The sequence below is a fragment of the Kineococcus sp. DHX-1 genome (assembly GCF_042473625.1).
GTDB lineage: Bacteria > Actinomycetota > Actinomycetes > Actinomycetales > Kineococcaceae > Kineococcus.
On record NZ_CP170445.1, the window covers coordinates 3,347,541 to 3,363,891 of the forward strand.

A 16,351-nucleotide genomic window follows, 5' to 3' on the forward strand; every position below is an offset into this window, starting at 1 on the left:
GTGAGCCTTCCAGTCTAGACCTTGAGCCACCGGCGCAGGCTGAACAGGGAGGCGATGATCGCGAACACCACGCCGACCCCGATGATGACCGGCCCCGTCTGGGTCAGCACGTCGGAGGTGTCGATGAGCCGCGTCGTGAATCCCGGACGGTTCTGCAGGCGGGAGACGCCGAAGTTCACCATCGCCCACAGCGCCCCGGAGGCGAGCACTCCCCCGATGAGGCTGGCCACGACGCCCTCGAGGACGAACGGCAGCTGGATGAGGGCCCGCGAGGCCCCCACGAGACGCATGATCGTCGTCTCGCGGCGGCGGCTGAACGCCGTGAGCCGGATCGTCGTGGACACGAGCATCATCGAGCACAGCAGCATGAGCGCCGCCAGGCCGAGCGCGATGTTGGTCGCGACGTCGAGCACCGTGAACAGCGGCTGCAGGATCGCGCGCTGGTCCGGCACGTCCTCCACCCCGACGGCGGTCTCGTAGTCCGCGCTGACCTCCTTGTACTGCTGGGGGTCGTTGAGGCGGATGCGGAAGGACTCCGGCAGCTGGTCGGCCGTCAGGTTGTCCGTGACCGCCGGAGTCGACTGCTCTTTGAAGTTGTCCAGGGCCTGCTGCTGGGACTCGTAGTAGACGCGCTCCACGCGCGGGTCCGCCTGCAGCTGCTCGCGCAGCGCGGTGCGCTGGGCGTCGGTGATCGATCCGCTCGGGCAGCGGTCGGTCGGGGACGTGTCACCGCAGAGGAAGACCGAGACCTGGACGCGGTCGTACCACTCGCCCTTGAGGATCCCGACCTGCTTCTGCACGAGCAGCCCGGTCCCGAAGAAGAACAGGGACACCATCGTCACGAGCACGACGGCGACCGACATCGTGAAGTTGCGGCGCAGGCCGGTGGCCATCTCGCCCAGCACGAACCCCAGGCGCATCAGCGGCCCGATCCGTAGACGCCGCGGTCCTCGTCGCGCACGACGCGACCGTCGCGCAGTTCGACGACGCGCTTGCGCATCTGGTCGACGATGTCGTCGTCGTGCGTGGCCATGAGAATCGTGGTCCCCGTGCGGTTGATGCGGTCCAGCAGCTTCATGATCCCGACGCTCGTCTCGGGGTCGAGGTTCCCGGTGGGCTCGTCCGCCAGCAGGATCGCCGGCCGGTTGACGAACGCGCGCGCGATCGCGACGCGCTGCTGCTCACCCCCGGACAGCTCGTGCGGGCGGCGCTTCTCCTTGCCGCCCAGGCCGACGAGGCCCAGCGTCTCCGGGACGGTCTGCGCGATGACGTGGCGCGGCTTGCCCAGCACCTGCAGGGCGAACGCGACGTTCTCGTAGACGGACTTGTCCGCCAGGAGCCGGAAGTCCTGGAAGACGACCCCGATCTGGCGGCGCAGCTGCGGCACCTTCCAGGAGCGCAGCCGGCCGACGTCACGGCCGTTGACCTGGACCGAGCCGGAGCTGGCCTTCTCCTCCTTCAGCACGAGCCGCAGGAAGGTGGACTTGCCCGATCCCGAGGGGCCGACGAGGAAGACGAAGTCGCCCTTGTCGATCTGGAGGGTCACCTCGGCGAGCGCGGGGCGGTGCCCCTCGCCGTAGGACTTGCTGACGTGCTCGAAGGTGATCATCACTCCCACCCTATGGTCTGTGGCTCAGCGTGAGCGCCGCGCTCAGGCCTCGCTCTGCCGCCGCCAGCGGATCCCCGCGTCGAGGAAGCTGTCGATCTCCCCGTCGAAGACGCCGTCGGTGTTGCCGACCTCGAAGTTCGTGCGCAGGTCCTTGACCATCTTGTATGGCTGCAGGACGTAGGAGCGCATCTGGTTGCCCCACGAGCCGGAGTCCTCGCCCTTGAGGGCGTCGAGCTCGGCCTGGCGGTCCTTGCGCGCCTTCTCCAGCAGCTTGGCCTGCAGGACGCGCATGGCCGCAGCCTTGTTCTGCAGCTGCGACTTCTCGTTCTGGCAGGTGACGACGATGCCCGTCGGCAGGTGGGTGAGGCGGACCGCGGAGTCCGTCGTGTTGACCGACTGCCCGCCCGGGCCGGACGAGCGGTAGACGTCGACGCGGACGTCGTTCTCCGGCACCTCGATGTGGTCGGTCTCGGCCACGACGGGCAGGACCTCCACGCCGGCGAAGGACGTCTGGCGCCGGCCCTGGTTGTCGAAGGGCGAGATGCGCACCAGGCGGTGGGTGCCCTGCTCCACGCTGAGGGTGCCGTAGGCGTAGGGCGCGGCGACCTTGAACGTCGCCGACTTGATGCCCGCCTCCTCCGCGTAGGAGGTGTCGTAGACCTCGCTCTTGTAGCCGTGGCGCTCGGCCCAGCGCAGGTACATGCGCATGAGCATCTGCGCGAAGTCGGCGGCGTCGACGCCCCCGGCCTCGGCGCGGATCGTCACGAGCGCCTCGCGCGGGTCGTACTCCCCGGACAGCAACGTGCGGACCTCGAGCTCCTCGAGGGACTTGCGGATGCCCCCGAGCTCCTCCTCGGCCTCCGCCAGGGAGTCCGCGTCGTGCTCGGACTCGGCCAGCTCGACCAGCACCTCGAGGTCGTCGATGCGCCCGCCCATCTTCTCGATGCGCTCCAGCTCGGCCTGGACCGAGGACAGCCGGCTCGTGACGCCCTGGGCGGTCTCGGGGTCGTCCCACAGGTCCGGCGCGGCGGCCTGCTCGTTGAGGTCGGCCAGCTCCGTGCGCAGGCCCTCGAGGTCCGACACCTCGCGGATGGACGCGTACGTCATGCGGAGGGCGGAGATCTCGGCGGGGAAGTCGATGGCCACGACCGACGAGTCTACGTCTGCGCGAACGCCCCCGACGGCAGCTCCCGCTCACCCTCGGTGATCGCGCGCAGGATGCGGTCGGCCACGGCGCGCGGGTCCAGGCCCTGCGGCAGCTTCGGCGCGGACCCGGCGACGGGCCGCGTCGCCAGGCCGGTCTCGGTGTGCGGCGGGCGGACGTCGAGCACCCGGACCCTGGAGCGCTCCTCCCGGGCCAGGGCCGTGACGAAGGCCGACAGGGCGGCCTTGGCCGCGGAGTAGGGGGCCATCCCGGCCTGCGGCTTCTCGGCGACGACGGCGGTCACGACGGCGGCGAAGGCGTCGTTCCCGTCCCGCAGGTGCGGAACGGCGGCCCGCAGCAACCGGATCGGGCCGATCGCGTCGGCGAGGAACAGCTCGTCGAGCAGGTCGTCGTCGGCCTCGACACCCTTGCCGAAGGCGACGACGCCGGCGGCGTGGACGAGCCCGTCCAGGCGGCCGAGGTGGGCGACGGCCTCCTCGACGAGGCGTTCCGGCTCGCCCGGCAGCCGCAGGTCGGCGGCGACGGCGTGGGTGCCGTCGATCGCGGGGGCCGTCCGGCCGCTCACGACGACGCGGGCACCGGCGGCCAGGAGCCCCTCCACCAGGGGACGGCCCAGCCCGCCGCCCGCACCCGTGACCAGGACTCCTGCGTCTCGAAGCTCCACGGCGCACACGCTGGCACGCTCACTGCAGGTCGGCCACCGCGGTCGACCGTGCGACGAGGCGGACCCGGACGAACTGCGCCGGGACGAACGACGCGAAGGGCGGGGTCGTCACCCGGACGAGCTCGACGCGGGCCGTGCGTCCGTCCGTCGTGCCGGTGTCGGGGCCGACCTCGACCCCGGGCGCGTGCGCGGCGACGTAGGCCTCGACGGAGGTCCGGACCGAGGCCCGTGAGAGCACCACGCCGTCACCGGCACCGGCGTAGTACCGACCCTCGTCGAGGGCGTCCGCGGCGTCGCGGGCCGCGGCGTCGGACAGGGCGTACAGCTCCTTGCGCTGCAGGTGCACCGCGGAGGCCGACGTCACGACGAGGACGAGGACCGTCGCGAGCAGTCCGAAGGCCAGGGCCAGCACCGTGATCCGGCCCTCGTCACCCGTCGGGGTCGACGTCTCCTGACTGCTCACGGCGCGAACCGGTCGACGACGGCGACGCGGCGGACGCTCACCGGGACCTGCAGGGGCAGGACGTCGCGGGCGAAGGCCGGCACGAGCGGCAGCGGCACGTCGACGCGGACCGTCGCGGTCACCTCCGCCTCGGGGGTGCGGCAGGGATCGGCGGCGCAGGTGACGGCGAGGCGCGCGGTCCGCGCCGGCAGCGCCTGGTCGGTGACCGCGAGCGCCACCGCGGCCTCGGCGTCGGCCGGGGGTGCGCCGGCGGCGACGAGGCGGGCGGCCTCGCTCGCGCCGGACCCGGCCGCGAACGTCGCCGCCTGCACCCGGCCCAGCGTCAGGACGAGGTACACGAGCGGGACCAGCAACAGGACCCCGACGGCGAGGAACTCGACGGTCGCGCTGCCCTCGTCCCGCGTCACGATCCCTCCTGCAGGGCGTGGCCGCGGACGGTGAGTCCGCGGCCGGGGCCGAGCAGCCCGAGCACCGGCAACGGGGCCGCGACCTGCACCTCGACGACGGGCTGCGCACCGACGCGGACGACGTGCGCGGTGACGTCGCGGGCGTAGGCCGGCGACAGGGACGCGGCGAGGAGCTCACGGGTGCGTCGGGCCCCGTCCGCCGGGGAGTGCCCGCGCAGCGCCCCGAACCGGGCGCCCTCCCCCGCGCAGTCGGCGGCCGTCGCCCGCACGTGCTGGACGACGGCGAGCTGCACGACGGCGACGAAGAGCAGGGACAGCAGCCCGGCGACGGCGGCGAACTCCGCCACGGCCGACCCCTCGTCCCCGCGGTGCGGGGGCCTCACAACTGGGTCACGACGGCGTCCATCGCCGTGGTGAACAGGGCGGCGAGGCGCGGGCCGGCGACGGCCCACAACCCGACCACGAGGCCGGCGGTCATGATCGTGACGAGCACCCAGCCGGGGACGTCGCCCCGGTCGTCGCTCACGTCGATCCGGGTCATCGCGGTCTTCAGGTCCTGCAGCACGGCGTTCCTCTTCTCTGGATGCGTTCTCTCGGTGTGGTTCTCAGTGGTCGAGCTGGAGCTGGGCCAGCCCTGGGTAGACGGCGAAGACGACGACGGTCGGGAGGATCCCGAAGACGACCGGCACGAGCATCCGCACCTCGGCACGGCCCCCGGCCTCCGTCAGCCGGCGGTGCTCGGCGTCGCGGGCGTCGGCCGCCTGGGCGCGCAGCACCTCCGCCAGCGGGCTGCCCGCCTCGATGGCGACGCACACGGCGTCGACGAAGCGGGTGAACGGAGGGACCTGCCACCGGCCGGCGAGCGTCGTCAGGGCGTCCGGCAGCGGGGTGCCGGTGCGCACCCTCGCCAGGGCCCCGCGCAACCCGTCGCACAGGGGTCCGCGGCCGGCGGCGACCCGTTCGAGGGCGGCGGTGACGTTCTCCCCCGCCGCGACCGACAGCGCGAGCAGTTCGGCCACCGCGGGCAGTTCCGCGACGAGCTCGGCCCGGCGCCGCCGAACCGCGCGGTCCAGGACGGCGTCGCGGGCGAGCACCCCCGCGCAGGCGCCGACGACCATCGCGGCGAGCACCGCCAGCGGGTCGCCGCCCGCGGCGGCGATGGCCACGACGACCGCGAGGACCGTTGCCGCGCAGGCCCACAGGACCTGCTCGGCGCGGTGACCCGGGGAGCGGTCGGTGCCGTCGGTACCGGGGTCCAGGACGGCGAGACGGCCGGCCACGGTGCGACCGCCGCCGAGCCGCTGACCGACGGCGACAGCCAGCGACCGGAGCCGGTCCTGCGTCGGCGCGGTCCCGTGCCCCAGGTACGGCAGCACCCGCGCCTCCAGAGCGGTGCGACGCCCCAGCGGGACCCCGGTGAGGACGAGGACCAGGCCGAGACCGGCGAGGAGCCCGAGCAGCGCGCCGGTCACGTCAGCACCCGCCGTGGCGTGGGCAGCCGACCGAGCCGCAGCATGAGCCGGTAGGACCCGGCCGTCAGCGCGGCCCCGCCGGCGAGGACGACGGCACCCGTGGTGTCGGCGAACGCCGCGAGGGTGCCTGGGCGGGTGGCGAGCAGCGCCAGCACGATCCACGGCGCGGCGACCGCGAGGCGGGCCGCCGAGACCGTCCAGCTCTGCCGGGCCTGGAGCTCGCCGCGGGTGCGGGCGTCCTCGCGCAGGTAGCCGGAGAACGTCCGCAGCGTGGCGCCGAGGTCGCTGCCGCCGACCTGCCGCGTCATGCGCAGCGTCGCGGCGAGCCGGTCGAAGACGGGGTCGGCGAGGTCGTCGCGCAGCCGCTCCAGCTCGGCCTCGAAGGATCCGCTGGACCGGTGGGCCGCCGCGAAGCGCGCGAAGGCCGGCCGGAACCCCGACGGTCCGCGCACGGCGAGCCCGGCCACCGCCTCCGGCAGCGTCGCGCCGGCGCGGACGGACGCCGTCATCGCGTCGACGGCGTCGGGCCACTGCGCGGCGGCGTCCTGCTCCCGGCGGCGGGCCCGCGACCGGGCGAGGGCGACCGGCGCCCACGCAGCCGCGGCGAAGGCCCCCAGCCCGAGCACGGGGACCGCGCTGACGGCGAGGGCGAGGACTCCCGCGCCGGCGCCGGCCACGAGGCAGACGAGCGGCAGGGCGGCGCTCGGCACGTCCGGCCAGCCCGCGGCGTCGAGCAGCGCGCGCACGCGACGGCGCGGCCGCCGCACGCGCGCAGGGCGGCTCCAGCACGACCACCACACGCAGAACACCCCGAGGCCCAGCAGCGCCCCGACCCGCACCCCGTTCATCAGGAGGTCCCGAGCAGGTCGGCGAGGTCGAAACCCGCTCGTTCGAAGCGGTCCCGGTGCGGGGGCCAGCCCGTCCCGCGGACGAGTTCCCCGCCGCGCGTGGTGAACAGTTCGGCGGTCTCGACGACGCCGCCCTCCACCCGCCCCGGGACGGCGAGCACCTCGCGCACGCGCCGACGCCCCGTGGTGTCGAGCCCGGCGTGGACGACGAGGTCGAGGCTCGCCGCGACCGCCGGGACGACGAAACCGCTCGTCACGTTCTCGCCCGCCAGGAGCGGCAGGGTGCACATCTTCGCGACGGCGTCGGCGGCGGAGTTCGCGTGCACGGTGGCGGCGCCGGGCAGTCCGGAGTTCAGGGCGATGAGCAGGTCGAGGCTCTCGGCCTGCCGCACCTCACCCACGACGAGGCGGTCCGGGCGCATCCGCAGCGCCTCCTTCACGAGGCGTCGCAGCGGGATCTCCCCGCGGCCCTCGAGGTTCGGCTGTCGGCACTGCATCGCGACGACGTCGCGGTTCTGCAGCTGCAGTTCGAACACCTCCTCGCACGTCACGATGCGCTGGTGCGCGGGAACGGCGGCGAGCAGGCAGTTCAACAGCGTCGTCTTGCCGGCCTGGGTCCCGCCGGAGACCAGGACGTTCAACCCGGCCGCGACGGCGGCGGACAGGAACCGGGCGGCGGGTGCGGTGAGCGACCCCAGACCCACCAGGTCCTCGAGGCGGCGGGCGCGGACGACGAACCGGCGGACGTTCACGGCCCAGTGCCGGCGCGTCACGTCGGGGATGACGACGTGGACCCGCGAACCGTCGGGCAGGGACGCGTCGACGAACGGGGAGGAGAGGTCGACGCGACGACCGCTCGTGGCGAGCATCCGCTCCACGAGTTCGGCGACGGTGTCCTCCTCGAGGATGGTGGTCGTGAGTTCGGCGACCCCACGGCGCGCCACGAACACCTTGCCGGGTTCGTTGATCCAGATCTCCTCGACGTCGGGGTCGTCGAAGTACCGTTGCAGCGGACCGAAACCCGAGACCGCGGCGACGACCTCGCGCACGGCGTCCTGCCGGTCGGGCAGACCGGGTAGGGAACCGTCGAGGGACCGCAGGTCGTAGTCGAGGACGACGGAGTCGACGAGGGAACGCAGTTCCGCCGCGTCACCCCGGAAACTGCCGGCCGCGATGCGGCGACGCACCTGCGCCCGCACCTCGTCCTCCACCAGCCGTACCGCGTCCACACGCACCTCCCCCTCACTCGGCTCGGAGAACCGTAGGGGAAACCGCGGATCGGCGTTCGGGTGATGTGGACAACGTCCTGACGGTGTGGACGACTCCGACCTGTGGACGGCGGACGGGCCCTGTCGATGGCCCGTGCAAGGCTCCGCCGGTGCCGTTCCGGATGACCGTGCTGGGGGTGGACGTGCTGGTGGAGGTTTCCGCCGGGACGACGCTGGCCGCTGCCCGGGAGCAGTTCGAGGAGGTGACCGGGCCGTGGCCGCCGGACTGGGCGGTGGCCTGGGGTCTGGACCCCAGGGCGGTCCTCGGGTCCCCGCCCCTGCTCGCCGGAACCGCCTGGCCGCCCGCCCCTCCACCCGCGACGGCCGACGGCGTGGAACTCGTGGTCGCGGCCGGACCCGACGCCGGAAGGCGGTTCCCGCTCGGGTCGGGACGGCACGTGGTCGGCCGGGACGAGGCCGGCACGTCGGTCGCGCTCACCGATCCCTCGGTCTCGCGACGTCACGCGGAACTGCGCGTCGAGGTCTCGGGTTCGACGGTCCGTGACCTCGGCTCGCTCAACGGCACGCGGCTGCTGCGGACGGGCGACGACGACCACGCCGGTGACCACGGGACCCTGCCGCCCGGGGCCCTGGTCGCCGTCGGCGACACCGTCCTGCGCTGCGGGCCGGTGCCCGTGGGTGCCGCCGTGGTCCAACCCGACGGGCAGGGCCACCTGCTGGTGAACCGGCCGCCGCGACTGCTGGCCACTCCCGGGCCGCGGACCTGGCGCTGGCCCTCCCCCGTGCCCGAGGCCGAACCGCCGGGACCGCCCTGGCTCGGACTGCTCGTGCCGCTGGCGGTCGCGGTCGTGCTGGCCCTCGTCTGGACGCCGCTGTCGCTGCTGCTCGGCCTGGCCTCCCCCGTCGTGGCCGGGGGCCAGTGGTGGGGGCAGCGTCGCCGGCACGAACGGGTCGCCGCCCGGGCAGCGTTCGAGCTCACCACCGCCCGGGACCTGGTCCGCCGCGAGCACGGCGACGCCCTGCGCCGGGAGACCGACGCCCGGCGTGAACGGCACCCCGGTGCCGACGAGGTGCTCGCGGAGGTGACCGGGCGAGGTGACCGGTTGTTCCGCCGCCGTCCGGGCGACCCCGACCACCTCACCGTCCGCGTCGGCCTCGGCGAGCTGCCCGCCGCCACGGCCACCGTGCGGGACGGCGGAGGGCCCCCCTCCCGGCTCGGCGACGTCCCCGTCGTCGTCGACCTCGGCGCCGGGGCGGTCGGGGTCTGCGGACCGGGCGAGCGCGCGGCGGCGGCCGTCCGCTGGTGGCTGGCGCAACTGGCGGCGTGGCAGGCCCCCGCCGACGTCCGGCTCCTCACGGCCGCGGAGGAGGAGTGGGCCGCGTGGTTCCCCCACCACGCGGGTCCGCCGACCGACGGCGACGTGGTCGCCGCGGCCGTGGCGCAGGTCCGCGCCCGCGCCACGCCCGCTCCCTCACCCGGCCCCGCTCTCGTGGTCGTGCTGGACCCGGTCGCGTGGTGGCACACCGACGCGCGGCTCACCGAACTGCTGACCGACGGTCCCGCGGTGGGCGTGCACACCGTCTGCGTGGGCACCGGTCCCGCGGAGCTGCCCCCGGCCTGCCGGACGGTCGTCGACCTGGGCGCCGCCGTTCCCCTCGTGCGCACGGCCGACGGCGACCAGGCGTTCCGCCCCGACGGTGTGGGCGAGCCGTGGGCCGCCGGACTGGCCCGGGCCTGCGCCCCGCTGCTGGCCGCCGGGACGCCGGCGGTCGACGCGCTGCCCACCGACGTCCACCTGCTCGAACTCCTGGGTCGTCCCGATCCTGCTGCCCTGCAGCGCGCGTGGGCCGAGTCCGCACCCGGTCTGCCGGCCGTGGTCGGGGCCGACGCGGCCGGTCCCGTCACCGTGGACCTCGTGCGCGACGGCCCGCACACGCTCCTCGCGGGGACGACGGGGTCGGGCAAGTCGGTGCTGCTCACGACCCTCGTGCTCGGTCTGGCCCTGCGCACACCTCCGGAGGGGCTGCAGTTCGTCCTCGTGGACTACAAGGGCGGCGCGGCCTTCGGCGGCTGCACCGGGCTCCCCCACGTCGCGGGACTCGTCACCGACCTCGACGACCAGCTCGCGGCGCGCGTCCTGCGCAGCCTGCGGGCCGAGGTGCGCCGCCGCGAACGCCTGCTGGGCGAGGCCGGAGCGCCCGACGTGGCCGCCCTGCCGGCCGGTGTCCTGCCGCGCCTCGTCGTGGTCGTGGACGAGTTCCGCGTGCTGTCCCAGGAGGTCCCCGAGTTCGTCGACGGCCTCGTGCGCCTGGCCGCCGTCGGGCGCTCGCTCGGCATCCACCTCGTCCTGGCGACGCAGCGGCCGGCCGGCGTGGTGAGCCCGGAGATCCGGGCCAACACCGACCTGCGCCTCGCGCTGCGGGTGCAGGACCGCGCCGACGCCGAGGACGTGGTCGGCGACCCCCGACCGGCGACGTTCACCGTGCCGGGGCGGGTGCTGCTGCGCTCGAGCACGACGGGGGCACGCCCGTTCCAGACCGCCCGGCTGCGCGGCCCCGTCCGCCGCGCGGTGAGGGTCGAGGTGGTCGACCCGCTCCCCCTCTCGGACCTCCCGCGGGCGGAGGCGGACGACCTGCCCGGTCTCGTGGAGACCGTCCGCGCCGCCGCTCTCGGCCGCCCCCGCCCCGTGTCCCCGTGGCTGCCGCCGCTGCCCACGGTCGTCGGCGCGCAGGAGGTCGCGCGCACGGCCGGCCGCTCCCTCGGGTGGGGTCTGGCGGACCGCCCCGACCAGCAGGACCGTGCCGTGGCCCGCTGGGACCTGGACGCCGGCTCGCACCTGCTCGTGGTCGGCGGGGTGCGCAGCGGCCGCACGACCCTGCTGCGCCGCCTGGCGGTGGAGGCTGGCGCCCGACCCGACGTCGAGGTCCACGTCCTCGACGGCGGGGGCGGGCTGCGCGACTTGGCCGGCACCGGGTCCACCGCCGCGGTCGTCGCCCGGGACGAGGTGTGGCGCGCCGGCCGGGTCCTGGAACGGCTGCAGGCGGAGGTCGACGCCCGCCGCGCCGGGGCCCCCGCCACGGAGCTGCTGCTGCTCGTCGTCGACGGCTGGGAGTCCTGGTCCGCGGCCCTGGCTGCGGCCGACCCCGTCGCGGGCACCGACCCGCTGCTGCGGCTGCTGCGGGAGGGCTCCGGGGCCGGGCTGCGGGTCGTGGTCGCCGGCGACCGGCAGTGCCTCACGGGGGCCGTCTCGGCGAGCGCGGGGCAGGTCGTGCTGCTGCGGACGGCCGACCGCGGGGACGCGAGCCTGCTGGGGGTGCGACCCGGTGAGGTCCCCCGCGCCGCGGTCCCCGGCCGGGGCCTGCTCGTCGTGGACGGCCGGGCCACCGAGGTGCAGGTCGCCCTGCCCTCCCGACCCGCCCCGACGCGCCCCACCCGGTTGTCGGTGGCGGCCCTGCCACCGCGCTGCCCGGTCCCCGCGGCGGAGCGAGCCGGCCTCGTCCTGGGACGGGGCGGGGACGACGCGGGACCGGTCGTGGTCGTCGCCGACCCGGTGCTCCTCGTGGCCGGCCCGGCCGGCAGCGGCCGCACCACCGCGCTGGGGACGCTCGCGGCCCAGGCGCCGGGCAGCGTCTGGGCCCGCTCGGCCGATGCGGAGACCGTGCGGGCGGCGCTGTCCGCGGGCCGTCTGGTGCTGGTGGACGACGCGGTGCGGCCGCTGCCTGCGGACGTCGAGGACGCGCTGGTCAGCGCCCTGCAGGGCGCGGGCCCCGTCCGCGTCGTCGTCGCCGGTGAAGGGCAGGAGCTGACGGGCAGCTTCCGCGGGGTGGCGGCCCTGGCCCGCACGACGGCCCGCACGACGGTGCTGCTGGGCCGCGCGGACCGGGTGCCGGCCGAGCTCGTCGGCCGTCGGCCGGTCCCCGCACCCGGTCGCGGTCCCGGGGCGGGTTTCGTGGTGCGCGACGGGGTCTGGACCAGCGTGCGGGTGGGCACCGCCGACTGCCCTACCGTGGCGGTGTGAGCACCCCAGCCCCGTGGGCGACCCTGCGCACCGCGACCCCGGAGGACGGCGCCGCCATCGCGGGCCTGGTCCGCGAACTGGCCGAGTACGAACGCGAGCCGGAGGCCGCGAAGGCCGGCGCCGACGACTTCGCCCGCGCCCTGCAGCCGGGGACGGGGATCGGCTGCGTGGTCGCCGAGGTCGAGGTCGACGGCCGACCCGAGGTCGTCGGCATGGCCCTGTGGTACACGACGTTCTCGACCTGGCTCGGCCGGCAGGGCATGTGGCTCGAGGACCTCTACGTCCGTCCCGAGCACCGGCGCGGCGGCATCGGGTCGGCCTTCTTCGCCGAGCTCGGACGCATCTGCACCGAGCGGGGCTTCGGCCGCCTGGAGTTCTGGGTCCTGGACTGGAACACCTCGGCGCACGCGTTCTACCGGTCGCTCGGCGCGCGGCCGGAGGACGAGTGGACGGTCTGGCGTCTGGACGGCGACCGGCTGGCGACGCTCGGTGGTGGCACTCCGGCCCCGGCCGTGACCTAACGTGGTCACGCTTGTACGTTGAGCGGCAGCTCTGCGCTGTACCCGGCCCCGAAAGGACCCAGCCACGTGTCGACCCCCACGACCGGTGAACCGGCCGGCGATCCGGTCGCGGACGCCTCCACCGACCTGGTGGAGCTGCGGGTCCCGGCCGACCCGGCGTACCTGACGGTCGTGCGCACCGCGAGCGCCGGGCTGGCCGCGCGGCTGGACCTGACGCTCGACGAGATCGAGGACCTGCGCATCGCGGTCGACGAGGCGTGCACGTTGCTGCTGGGGCCCTCGCCGTCCGACGCCGAGCTCGTGGCGACCTTCCGCCTGGGCGACGGGTCCCTCGAGGTCGAGGTGCGGGGCCCGGCGCGTGAACTGCCCGAACGCTCGAGCTTCGCGTGGGCCGTGCTGGAGGCCCTCGTCGGCGAGGTCTTCACCGGCACCTCGGCCACCGGGGCGTGGATCGTGCTGCGGCACAGCAAGACGTCGGGGGCGGCCGCCAGCGTGGCCGCGGGGGTCGGGTGACCGGGACGTCGCACCGCTCGCCGGCGCGGGACCTGCCGGCAGCGCGCGAGGGCGAGCACGACGCGGACGGCCCGCTCCTGGAGCGCATGGCCTCCCTCGCACCCGACGACCCCGAACGGCTCCACCTGCGCGAGCAGCTGACCCGCCGTCACCTGCCGCTCGCCGAGCACCTGGCCGCCCGGTTCTCCGGCCGCGGCGAACCGCAGGACGACCTCGCCCAGGTCGCGACCATCGGGCTGCTCAAGGCCCTCGACCGCTTCGACCCCACCCGCGGGGTGCCGTTCGGCGCGTACGCGGTGCCGACGATGCTGGGCGAGATCAAGCGCCACTTCCGGGACCGCGGCTGGGCCATGCGCGTGCCGCGCCGGGTCCAGGAGGCGGGCCGCCTGCTCGCCGACACGCGGGAGGTCCTCACCCAGGAGCTGGGCCGCGCCCCGACGGTCGCCGAGCTGGCCGAGCGCACCGGCCACGAGGCCGACGACGTCGTCGAGGTGCTCGAGGCCGCGAACGCCTACTCGACCGTCCCGCTGGACACGGGCTCGCCCACGTCCCCGGCCCTCGCGCTCGGGGAGGACGACGCCGCGCTGGAGAACGTCGAGAACCGCGAGGCGCTGCGTCCGCTGCTGGCGGCCCTGCCCGTGCGGGAGCGGCGCATCCTCGTGCTGCGGTTCGTCCGCGGGATGTCCCAGTCCCAGATCGCGGCCGAGGTCGGCATCTCGCAGATGCACGTGTCCCGCCTGCTCAGCCGGACCCTCGCCCAGCTGCGCGACGGCCTCGGCGACGTCGACTGACGGTCAGCGCCCGACCTCGTCCGAGACCGACGGCAGGAAGAGGCCCACCCCGACGGCGACGGCGGGTACGACGAGCAGCGCCCCGAGCCACGGGGACCCCCCGGTGAACGCCGGCAAGCCGGCCGCGATCTGCAGGACCTGCCACACGACGAGCGGCGAGCGCGCCCACGTCGCCCGCTGGAGCAGACCGCGGGCGCAGAAGGCCAGGCCCGCCGCGAACACGACGGCGAGCAGGACGACCGAGAGCCCGGCCAGCGGAGCGCGCGACCCCTCGACGACGAGACCGTGCACGAGGTAGGCGGCGCCGGCGAGCAGGATCAGGACCTCGACGCCGACGACCACGGCGATGGCCGTCAGCAGTGGCGGGCGGGGGCGATGTGTCGCAGCCTTGGGCGCGGGGACGGACGGCACGGGAGCACGGTACGGCAGCACGTCGGGGGCCTCCCCCGGTCCGTGGCGCCACGTCCCCCTGTCGAGGGTCATCACTCGGCGTGTCAAACCGGGCGCGCCGGGAGACCACGGATTACCGGGAGGGGTCTGCTGTGTTACGACCGTGTGACGTACTCGACATGCGTTCCTCACGATCGACCCCGTCCCACCTCTTGTGAAAGCGCGCACGAGGTGTGACTCTGGATCCCGACGCGATCCCCGACACACGTCGTCACCTGGGAAGTTGCAGGTGAAGAGCATGTGTCCTGGCACCGCCGGCGTTGCCGGTGCTCAGGGATCCCGCGTGTCCAGCTCGTTACCGCGAGGTTGACACGTGTGTCCTGAGACCGATTACGCGAGAAGGAGTGGAACCCCCATGGACTGGCGCCACAATGCCGCCTGCCTCGACGAAGACCCCGAGCTGTTCTTCCCCATCGGGAACACGGGCCCCGCGATCCTGCAGATCGAGGAAGCCAAGGCCGTCTGCCGCCGCTGCGACGTCGTCGACTCCTGCCTGAAGTGGGCGCTGGAGACCGGCCAGGACGCGGGCGTGTGGGGCGGCATGAGCGAGGACGAGCGTCGCGCGCTCAAGCGTCGCGCCGCCCGCGCCCGCCGCGCGAGCTGACACCCGCCGCACCAGCACGACCCTGAGCGAGGCCCCCGACTGCGGTCGGGGGCCTCGCTCACGTCGTGCCCCGATCAGTTGCGGACGCTGCCGATCTGGGCGACGTCCCGGCGCACGCGCAGGTCCAGCCGGACCTCCGTCCCCCCGGACTCGCTGGCGCCGAACTCCATGCGCCCCCGCAGTTCTCCGGCCACGAGCGACCGGACGATCTGGGTCCCGAGCCCGGAACTGCCGACCTGGAAGTCCGCCGGCAGCCCGACGCCGTCGTCGCTGACGACGACCTCGATCCGGTCGTCGGCGGTGTGCTCGACCTTCACCACCACGGTGCCGGCCTTGTCGGACCCGAAGCCGTGCTCGACGGCGTTCGTCACGAGCTCGGTGAGGACGAGCGCGAGCGCCGTCGCGTCCTCCTGCCGCAGCTCGCCGAACCGGCCTTCGCGCACGGTGCGGACGCGCTCGGCGTTCTCCATGGCGACCTCGGCGGCCATCATCAGGCACCGGTCGAGGACCTGGTCGAAGTCGACGTTCTCGTCGATGCCCTGCGACAGCGTCTCGTGGACGGTGGCGATGGTGGCGACCCGCCGCATCGCCTCCTGCAGCGCCGAGCGCCCCTCCTCCGAGCCGATGCGCCGCGACTGCAGCCGCAGCAGCGCGGCCACCGTCTGCAGGTTGTTCTTGACCCGGTGGTGCACCTCGCGGATCGTCGCGTCCTTCGTCATGAGCTCGCGCTCGCGACGGCGCAGCTCGGACACGTCGCGCACGAGCAGCAGCGCCGCGATGCGGACCGCCGCGCCGTTCTCCTTGCGCGTCAACGGGATCGCCCGCATCGACAGGGTCGCCGCCTCCGTCTCGAGGTCGGTGCGCCAGGGCGCCCGGCCGGTGACGACCAGCGGCAGCGACTCGTCGACCGGCAGGTGGGAGGCGGCGAGGGAACTGGAGATCTCGGCGAGGTTGGCCCCGACCAGCTCGCCGATGAGCCCGGCCCGGTGGAACGCGGACAGGGCGTTCGGGCTGGCGTAGGTGACGACGCCGTCCGCGTCGAGACGGAGCATCCCGTCCCCGACGCGGGGGGCGCCGCGGCGCGGACCCGTCGGCGCCGCCGTCTGCGGGAACTCCCCCGCCGCGATCATCCGCGTGAGGTCGTCGGCGCACTTGACGTAGTTCAGTTCCAGGCGGCTCGGCGTCCGCGACGTCGCCAGGTTGGTGTGCCGGGCCAGGACGCCGAGCACGACGCCCTCGCGGACGACGGGGATGGTCTCCTCGCGCACGGGGACGTCGTCGTCCCACTCCGGGTCGCGACCGCGCAGGCTGCGCGCCTCGTCGAACGTCGTGTCCACCTGCGGGCGGCGGCCGCGTTCCAGCAGGGCCCCGACGACGTCGTCGTAGTGCACCGTCGGCCCGGTGGTGGGACGGCAGTGCGCGACCGCGACGAAGTGCTGCCGGTCGGCCGTCGGGACCCACAGGACGAGGTCGGCGAACGACAGGTCGGAGATGAGCTGCCAGTCCCCGACGAGCAGGCGCAACCACTCGGCCTCGGCGCCCGAGATCGCGGTCTGGGAGTGCAGCAGGTCCGACATGGTGGGCACCGCACGAGCG

Annotated in this window: 18 protein-coding genes; 5 read left to right on the forward strand and 13 right to left on the reverse strand. The window is 74.8% G+C overall.

The genetic code is table 11. The features are described 5' to 3' along the window. Nucleotides 1-14 precede the first annotated feature (14 nt). The 11 genes from ftsX to ACFEMC_RS16130 are packed head-to-tail and all read right to left on the reverse strand — an operon-like array spanning nucleotide 15 to nucleotide 7,857. Nucleotides 15-920, reverse strand: coding sequence for a permease-like cell division protein FtsX (ftsX, locus tag ACFEMC_RS16080; RefSeq protein ID WP_380170570.1), 906 nt, complete (start codon nucleotides 918-920; stop codon nucleotides 15-17). Next, the gene (gene ftsE / locus ACFEMC_RS16085; protein WP_380170571.1) at nucleotides 920-1,609 is read right to left on the reverse strand and encodes a cell division ATP-binding protein FtsE; all 690 of its coding nucleotides are present in this window, start codon (nucleotides 1,607-1,609) and stop codon (nucleotides 920-922) included. The genes ftsX and ftsE overlap by 1 nt, the downstream gene beginning before the upstream one ends. 42 nt (nucleotides 1,610-1,651) lie before the next feature. Further along, a complete protein-coding gene (gene prfB, locus ACFEMC_RS16090; RefSeq protein ID WP_380176827.1) occupies nucleotides 1,652-2,716 on the reverse strand; it encodes a peptide chain release factor 2 in 1,065 nt (354 codons plus the stop codon). A gap of 50 nt (nucleotides 2,717-2,766) precedes the next feature. Beyond that, nucleotides 2,767-3,438, reverse strand: coding sequence for an SDR family NAD(P)-dependent oxidoreductase (locus ACFEMC_RS16095; RefSeq protein WP_380170572.1), 672 nt, complete (start codon nucleotides 3,436-3,438; stop codon nucleotides 2,767-2,769). Between the two features lie 19 nt (nucleotides 3,439-3,457). After that, nucleotides 3,458-3,901 (reverse strand): pilus assembly protein TadG-related protein, encoded by a 444-nt coding sequence (locus tag ACFEMC_RS16100; protein WP_380170573.1) that lies wholly within the window; start codon nucleotides 3,899-3,901, stop codon nucleotides 3,458-3,460. Then, entirely contained in the window at nucleotides 3,898-4,308 is a 411-nt protein-coding gene (locus ACFEMC_RS16105) for a pilus assembly protein (RefSeq protein WP_380170574.1), read from the reverse strand. Before ACFEMC_RS16105 ends, ACFEMC_RS16100 begins: the two co-directional genes overlap by 4 nt. After that, nucleotides 4,305-4,655, reverse strand: coding sequence for a TadE/TadG family type IV pilus assembly protein (locus ACFEMC_RS16110; RefSeq protein WP_380170575.1), 351 nt, complete (start codon nucleotides 4,653-4,655; stop codon nucleotides 4,305-4,307). Before ACFEMC_RS16110 ends, ACFEMC_RS16105 begins: the two co-directional genes overlap by 4 nt. A 32-nt stretch (nucleotides 4,656-4,687) precedes the next feature. Beyond that, entirely contained in the window at nucleotides 4,688-4,873 is a 186-nt protein-coding gene (locus ACFEMC_RS16115; protein WP_380176920.1) for a hypothetical protein, read from the reverse strand. Between the two features lie 40 nt (nucleotides 4,874-4,913). Beyond that, nucleotides 4,914-5,780, reverse strand: a complete 867-nt coding sequence (locus ACFEMC_RS16120; RefSeq protein WP_380170576.1) for a type II secretion system F family protein — start codon at nucleotides 5,778-5,780, stop codon at nucleotides 4,914-4,916. Then, entirely contained in the window at nucleotides 5,777-6,628 is an 852-nt protein-coding gene (locus ACFEMC_RS16125; protein ID WP_380170577.1) for a type II secretion system F family protein, read from the reverse strand. Before ACFEMC_RS16125 ends, ACFEMC_RS16120 begins: the two co-directional genes overlap by 4 nt. After that, nucleotides 6,628-7,857, reverse strand: a complete 1,230-nt coding sequence (locus tag ACFEMC_RS16130) for a CpaF family protein (protein ID WP_380170578.1) — start codon at nucleotides 7,855-7,857, stop codon at nucleotides 6,628-6,630. The genes ACFEMC_RS16125 and ACFEMC_RS16130 overlap by 1 nt, the downstream gene beginning before the upstream one ends. Before the next feature lie 149 nt (nucleotides 7,858-8,006). Between ACFEMC_RS16130 and ACFEMC_RS16135 the strand changes: the two genes are divergently transcribed. The 4 genes from ACFEMC_RS16135 to ACFEMC_RS16150 all read left to right on the forward strand — a co-directional run bounded on the left by ACFEMC_RS16135 (nucleotide 8,007) and on the right by ACFEMC_RS16150 (nucleotide 13,701). Further along, nucleotides 8,007-11,876, forward strand: coding sequence for an FtsK/SpoIIIE domain-containing protein (locus tag ACFEMC_RS16135; RefSeq protein WP_380170579.1), 3,870 nt, complete (start codon nucleotides 8,007-8,009; stop codon nucleotides 11,874-11,876). Continuing rightward, the gene (locus ACFEMC_RS16140) at nucleotides 11,873-12,397 is read left to right on the forward strand and encodes a GNAT family N-acetyltransferase (protein WP_380170580.1); all 525 of its coding nucleotides are present in this window, start codon (nucleotides 11,873-11,875) and stop codon (nucleotides 12,395-12,397) included. Before ACFEMC_RS16135 ends, ACFEMC_RS16140 begins: the two co-directional genes overlap by 4 nt. Nucleotides 12,398-12,463: 66 nt before the next feature. Next, complete coding sequence (locus tag ACFEMC_RS16145; RefSeq protein WP_380170581.1) at nucleotides 12,464-12,910, forward strand: hypothetical protein; 447 nt, start codon at nucleotides 12,464-12,466, stop codon at nucleotides 12,908-12,910. After that, the gene (locus ACFEMC_RS16150) at nucleotides 12,907-13,701 is read left to right on the forward strand and encodes a SigB/SigF/SigG family RNA polymerase sigma factor (RefSeq protein ID WP_380170582.1); all 795 of its coding nucleotides are present in this window, start codon (nucleotides 12,907-12,909) and stop codon (nucleotides 13,699-13,701) included. Before ACFEMC_RS16145 ends, ACFEMC_RS16150 begins: the two co-directional genes overlap by 4 nt. A gap of 3 nt (nucleotides 13,702-13,704) precedes the next feature. Here ACFEMC_RS16150 and ACFEMC_RS16155 read toward each other — a convergent pair whose 3' ends face one another. Then, the gene (locus ACFEMC_RS16155) at nucleotides 13,705-14,043 is read right to left on the reverse strand and encodes a hypothetical protein (RefSeq protein ID WP_380170583.1); all 339 of its coding nucleotides are present in this window, start codon (nucleotides 14,041-14,043) and stop codon (nucleotides 13,705-13,707) included. Between the two features lie 463 nt (nucleotides 14,044-14,506). Here ACFEMC_RS16155 and ACFEMC_RS16160 point away from each other — a divergent pair, with 463 nt between their 5' ends. Next, entirely contained in the window at nucleotides 14,507-14,755 is a 249-nt protein-coding gene (locus ACFEMC_RS16160) for a WhiB family transcriptional regulator (protein WP_179753353.1), read from the forward strand. Between the two features lie 74 nt (nucleotides 14,756-14,829). On the opposite strand, the gene ACFEMC_RS16165 is transcribed toward ACFEMC_RS16160, so the two are convergent. Next, a complete protein-coding gene (locus tag ACFEMC_RS16165) occupies nucleotides 14,830-16,332 on the reverse strand; it encodes a sensor histidine kinase (protein WP_380176829.1) in 1,503 nt (500 codons plus the stop codon). Nucleotides 16,333-16,351: the final 19 nt, after the last annotated feature.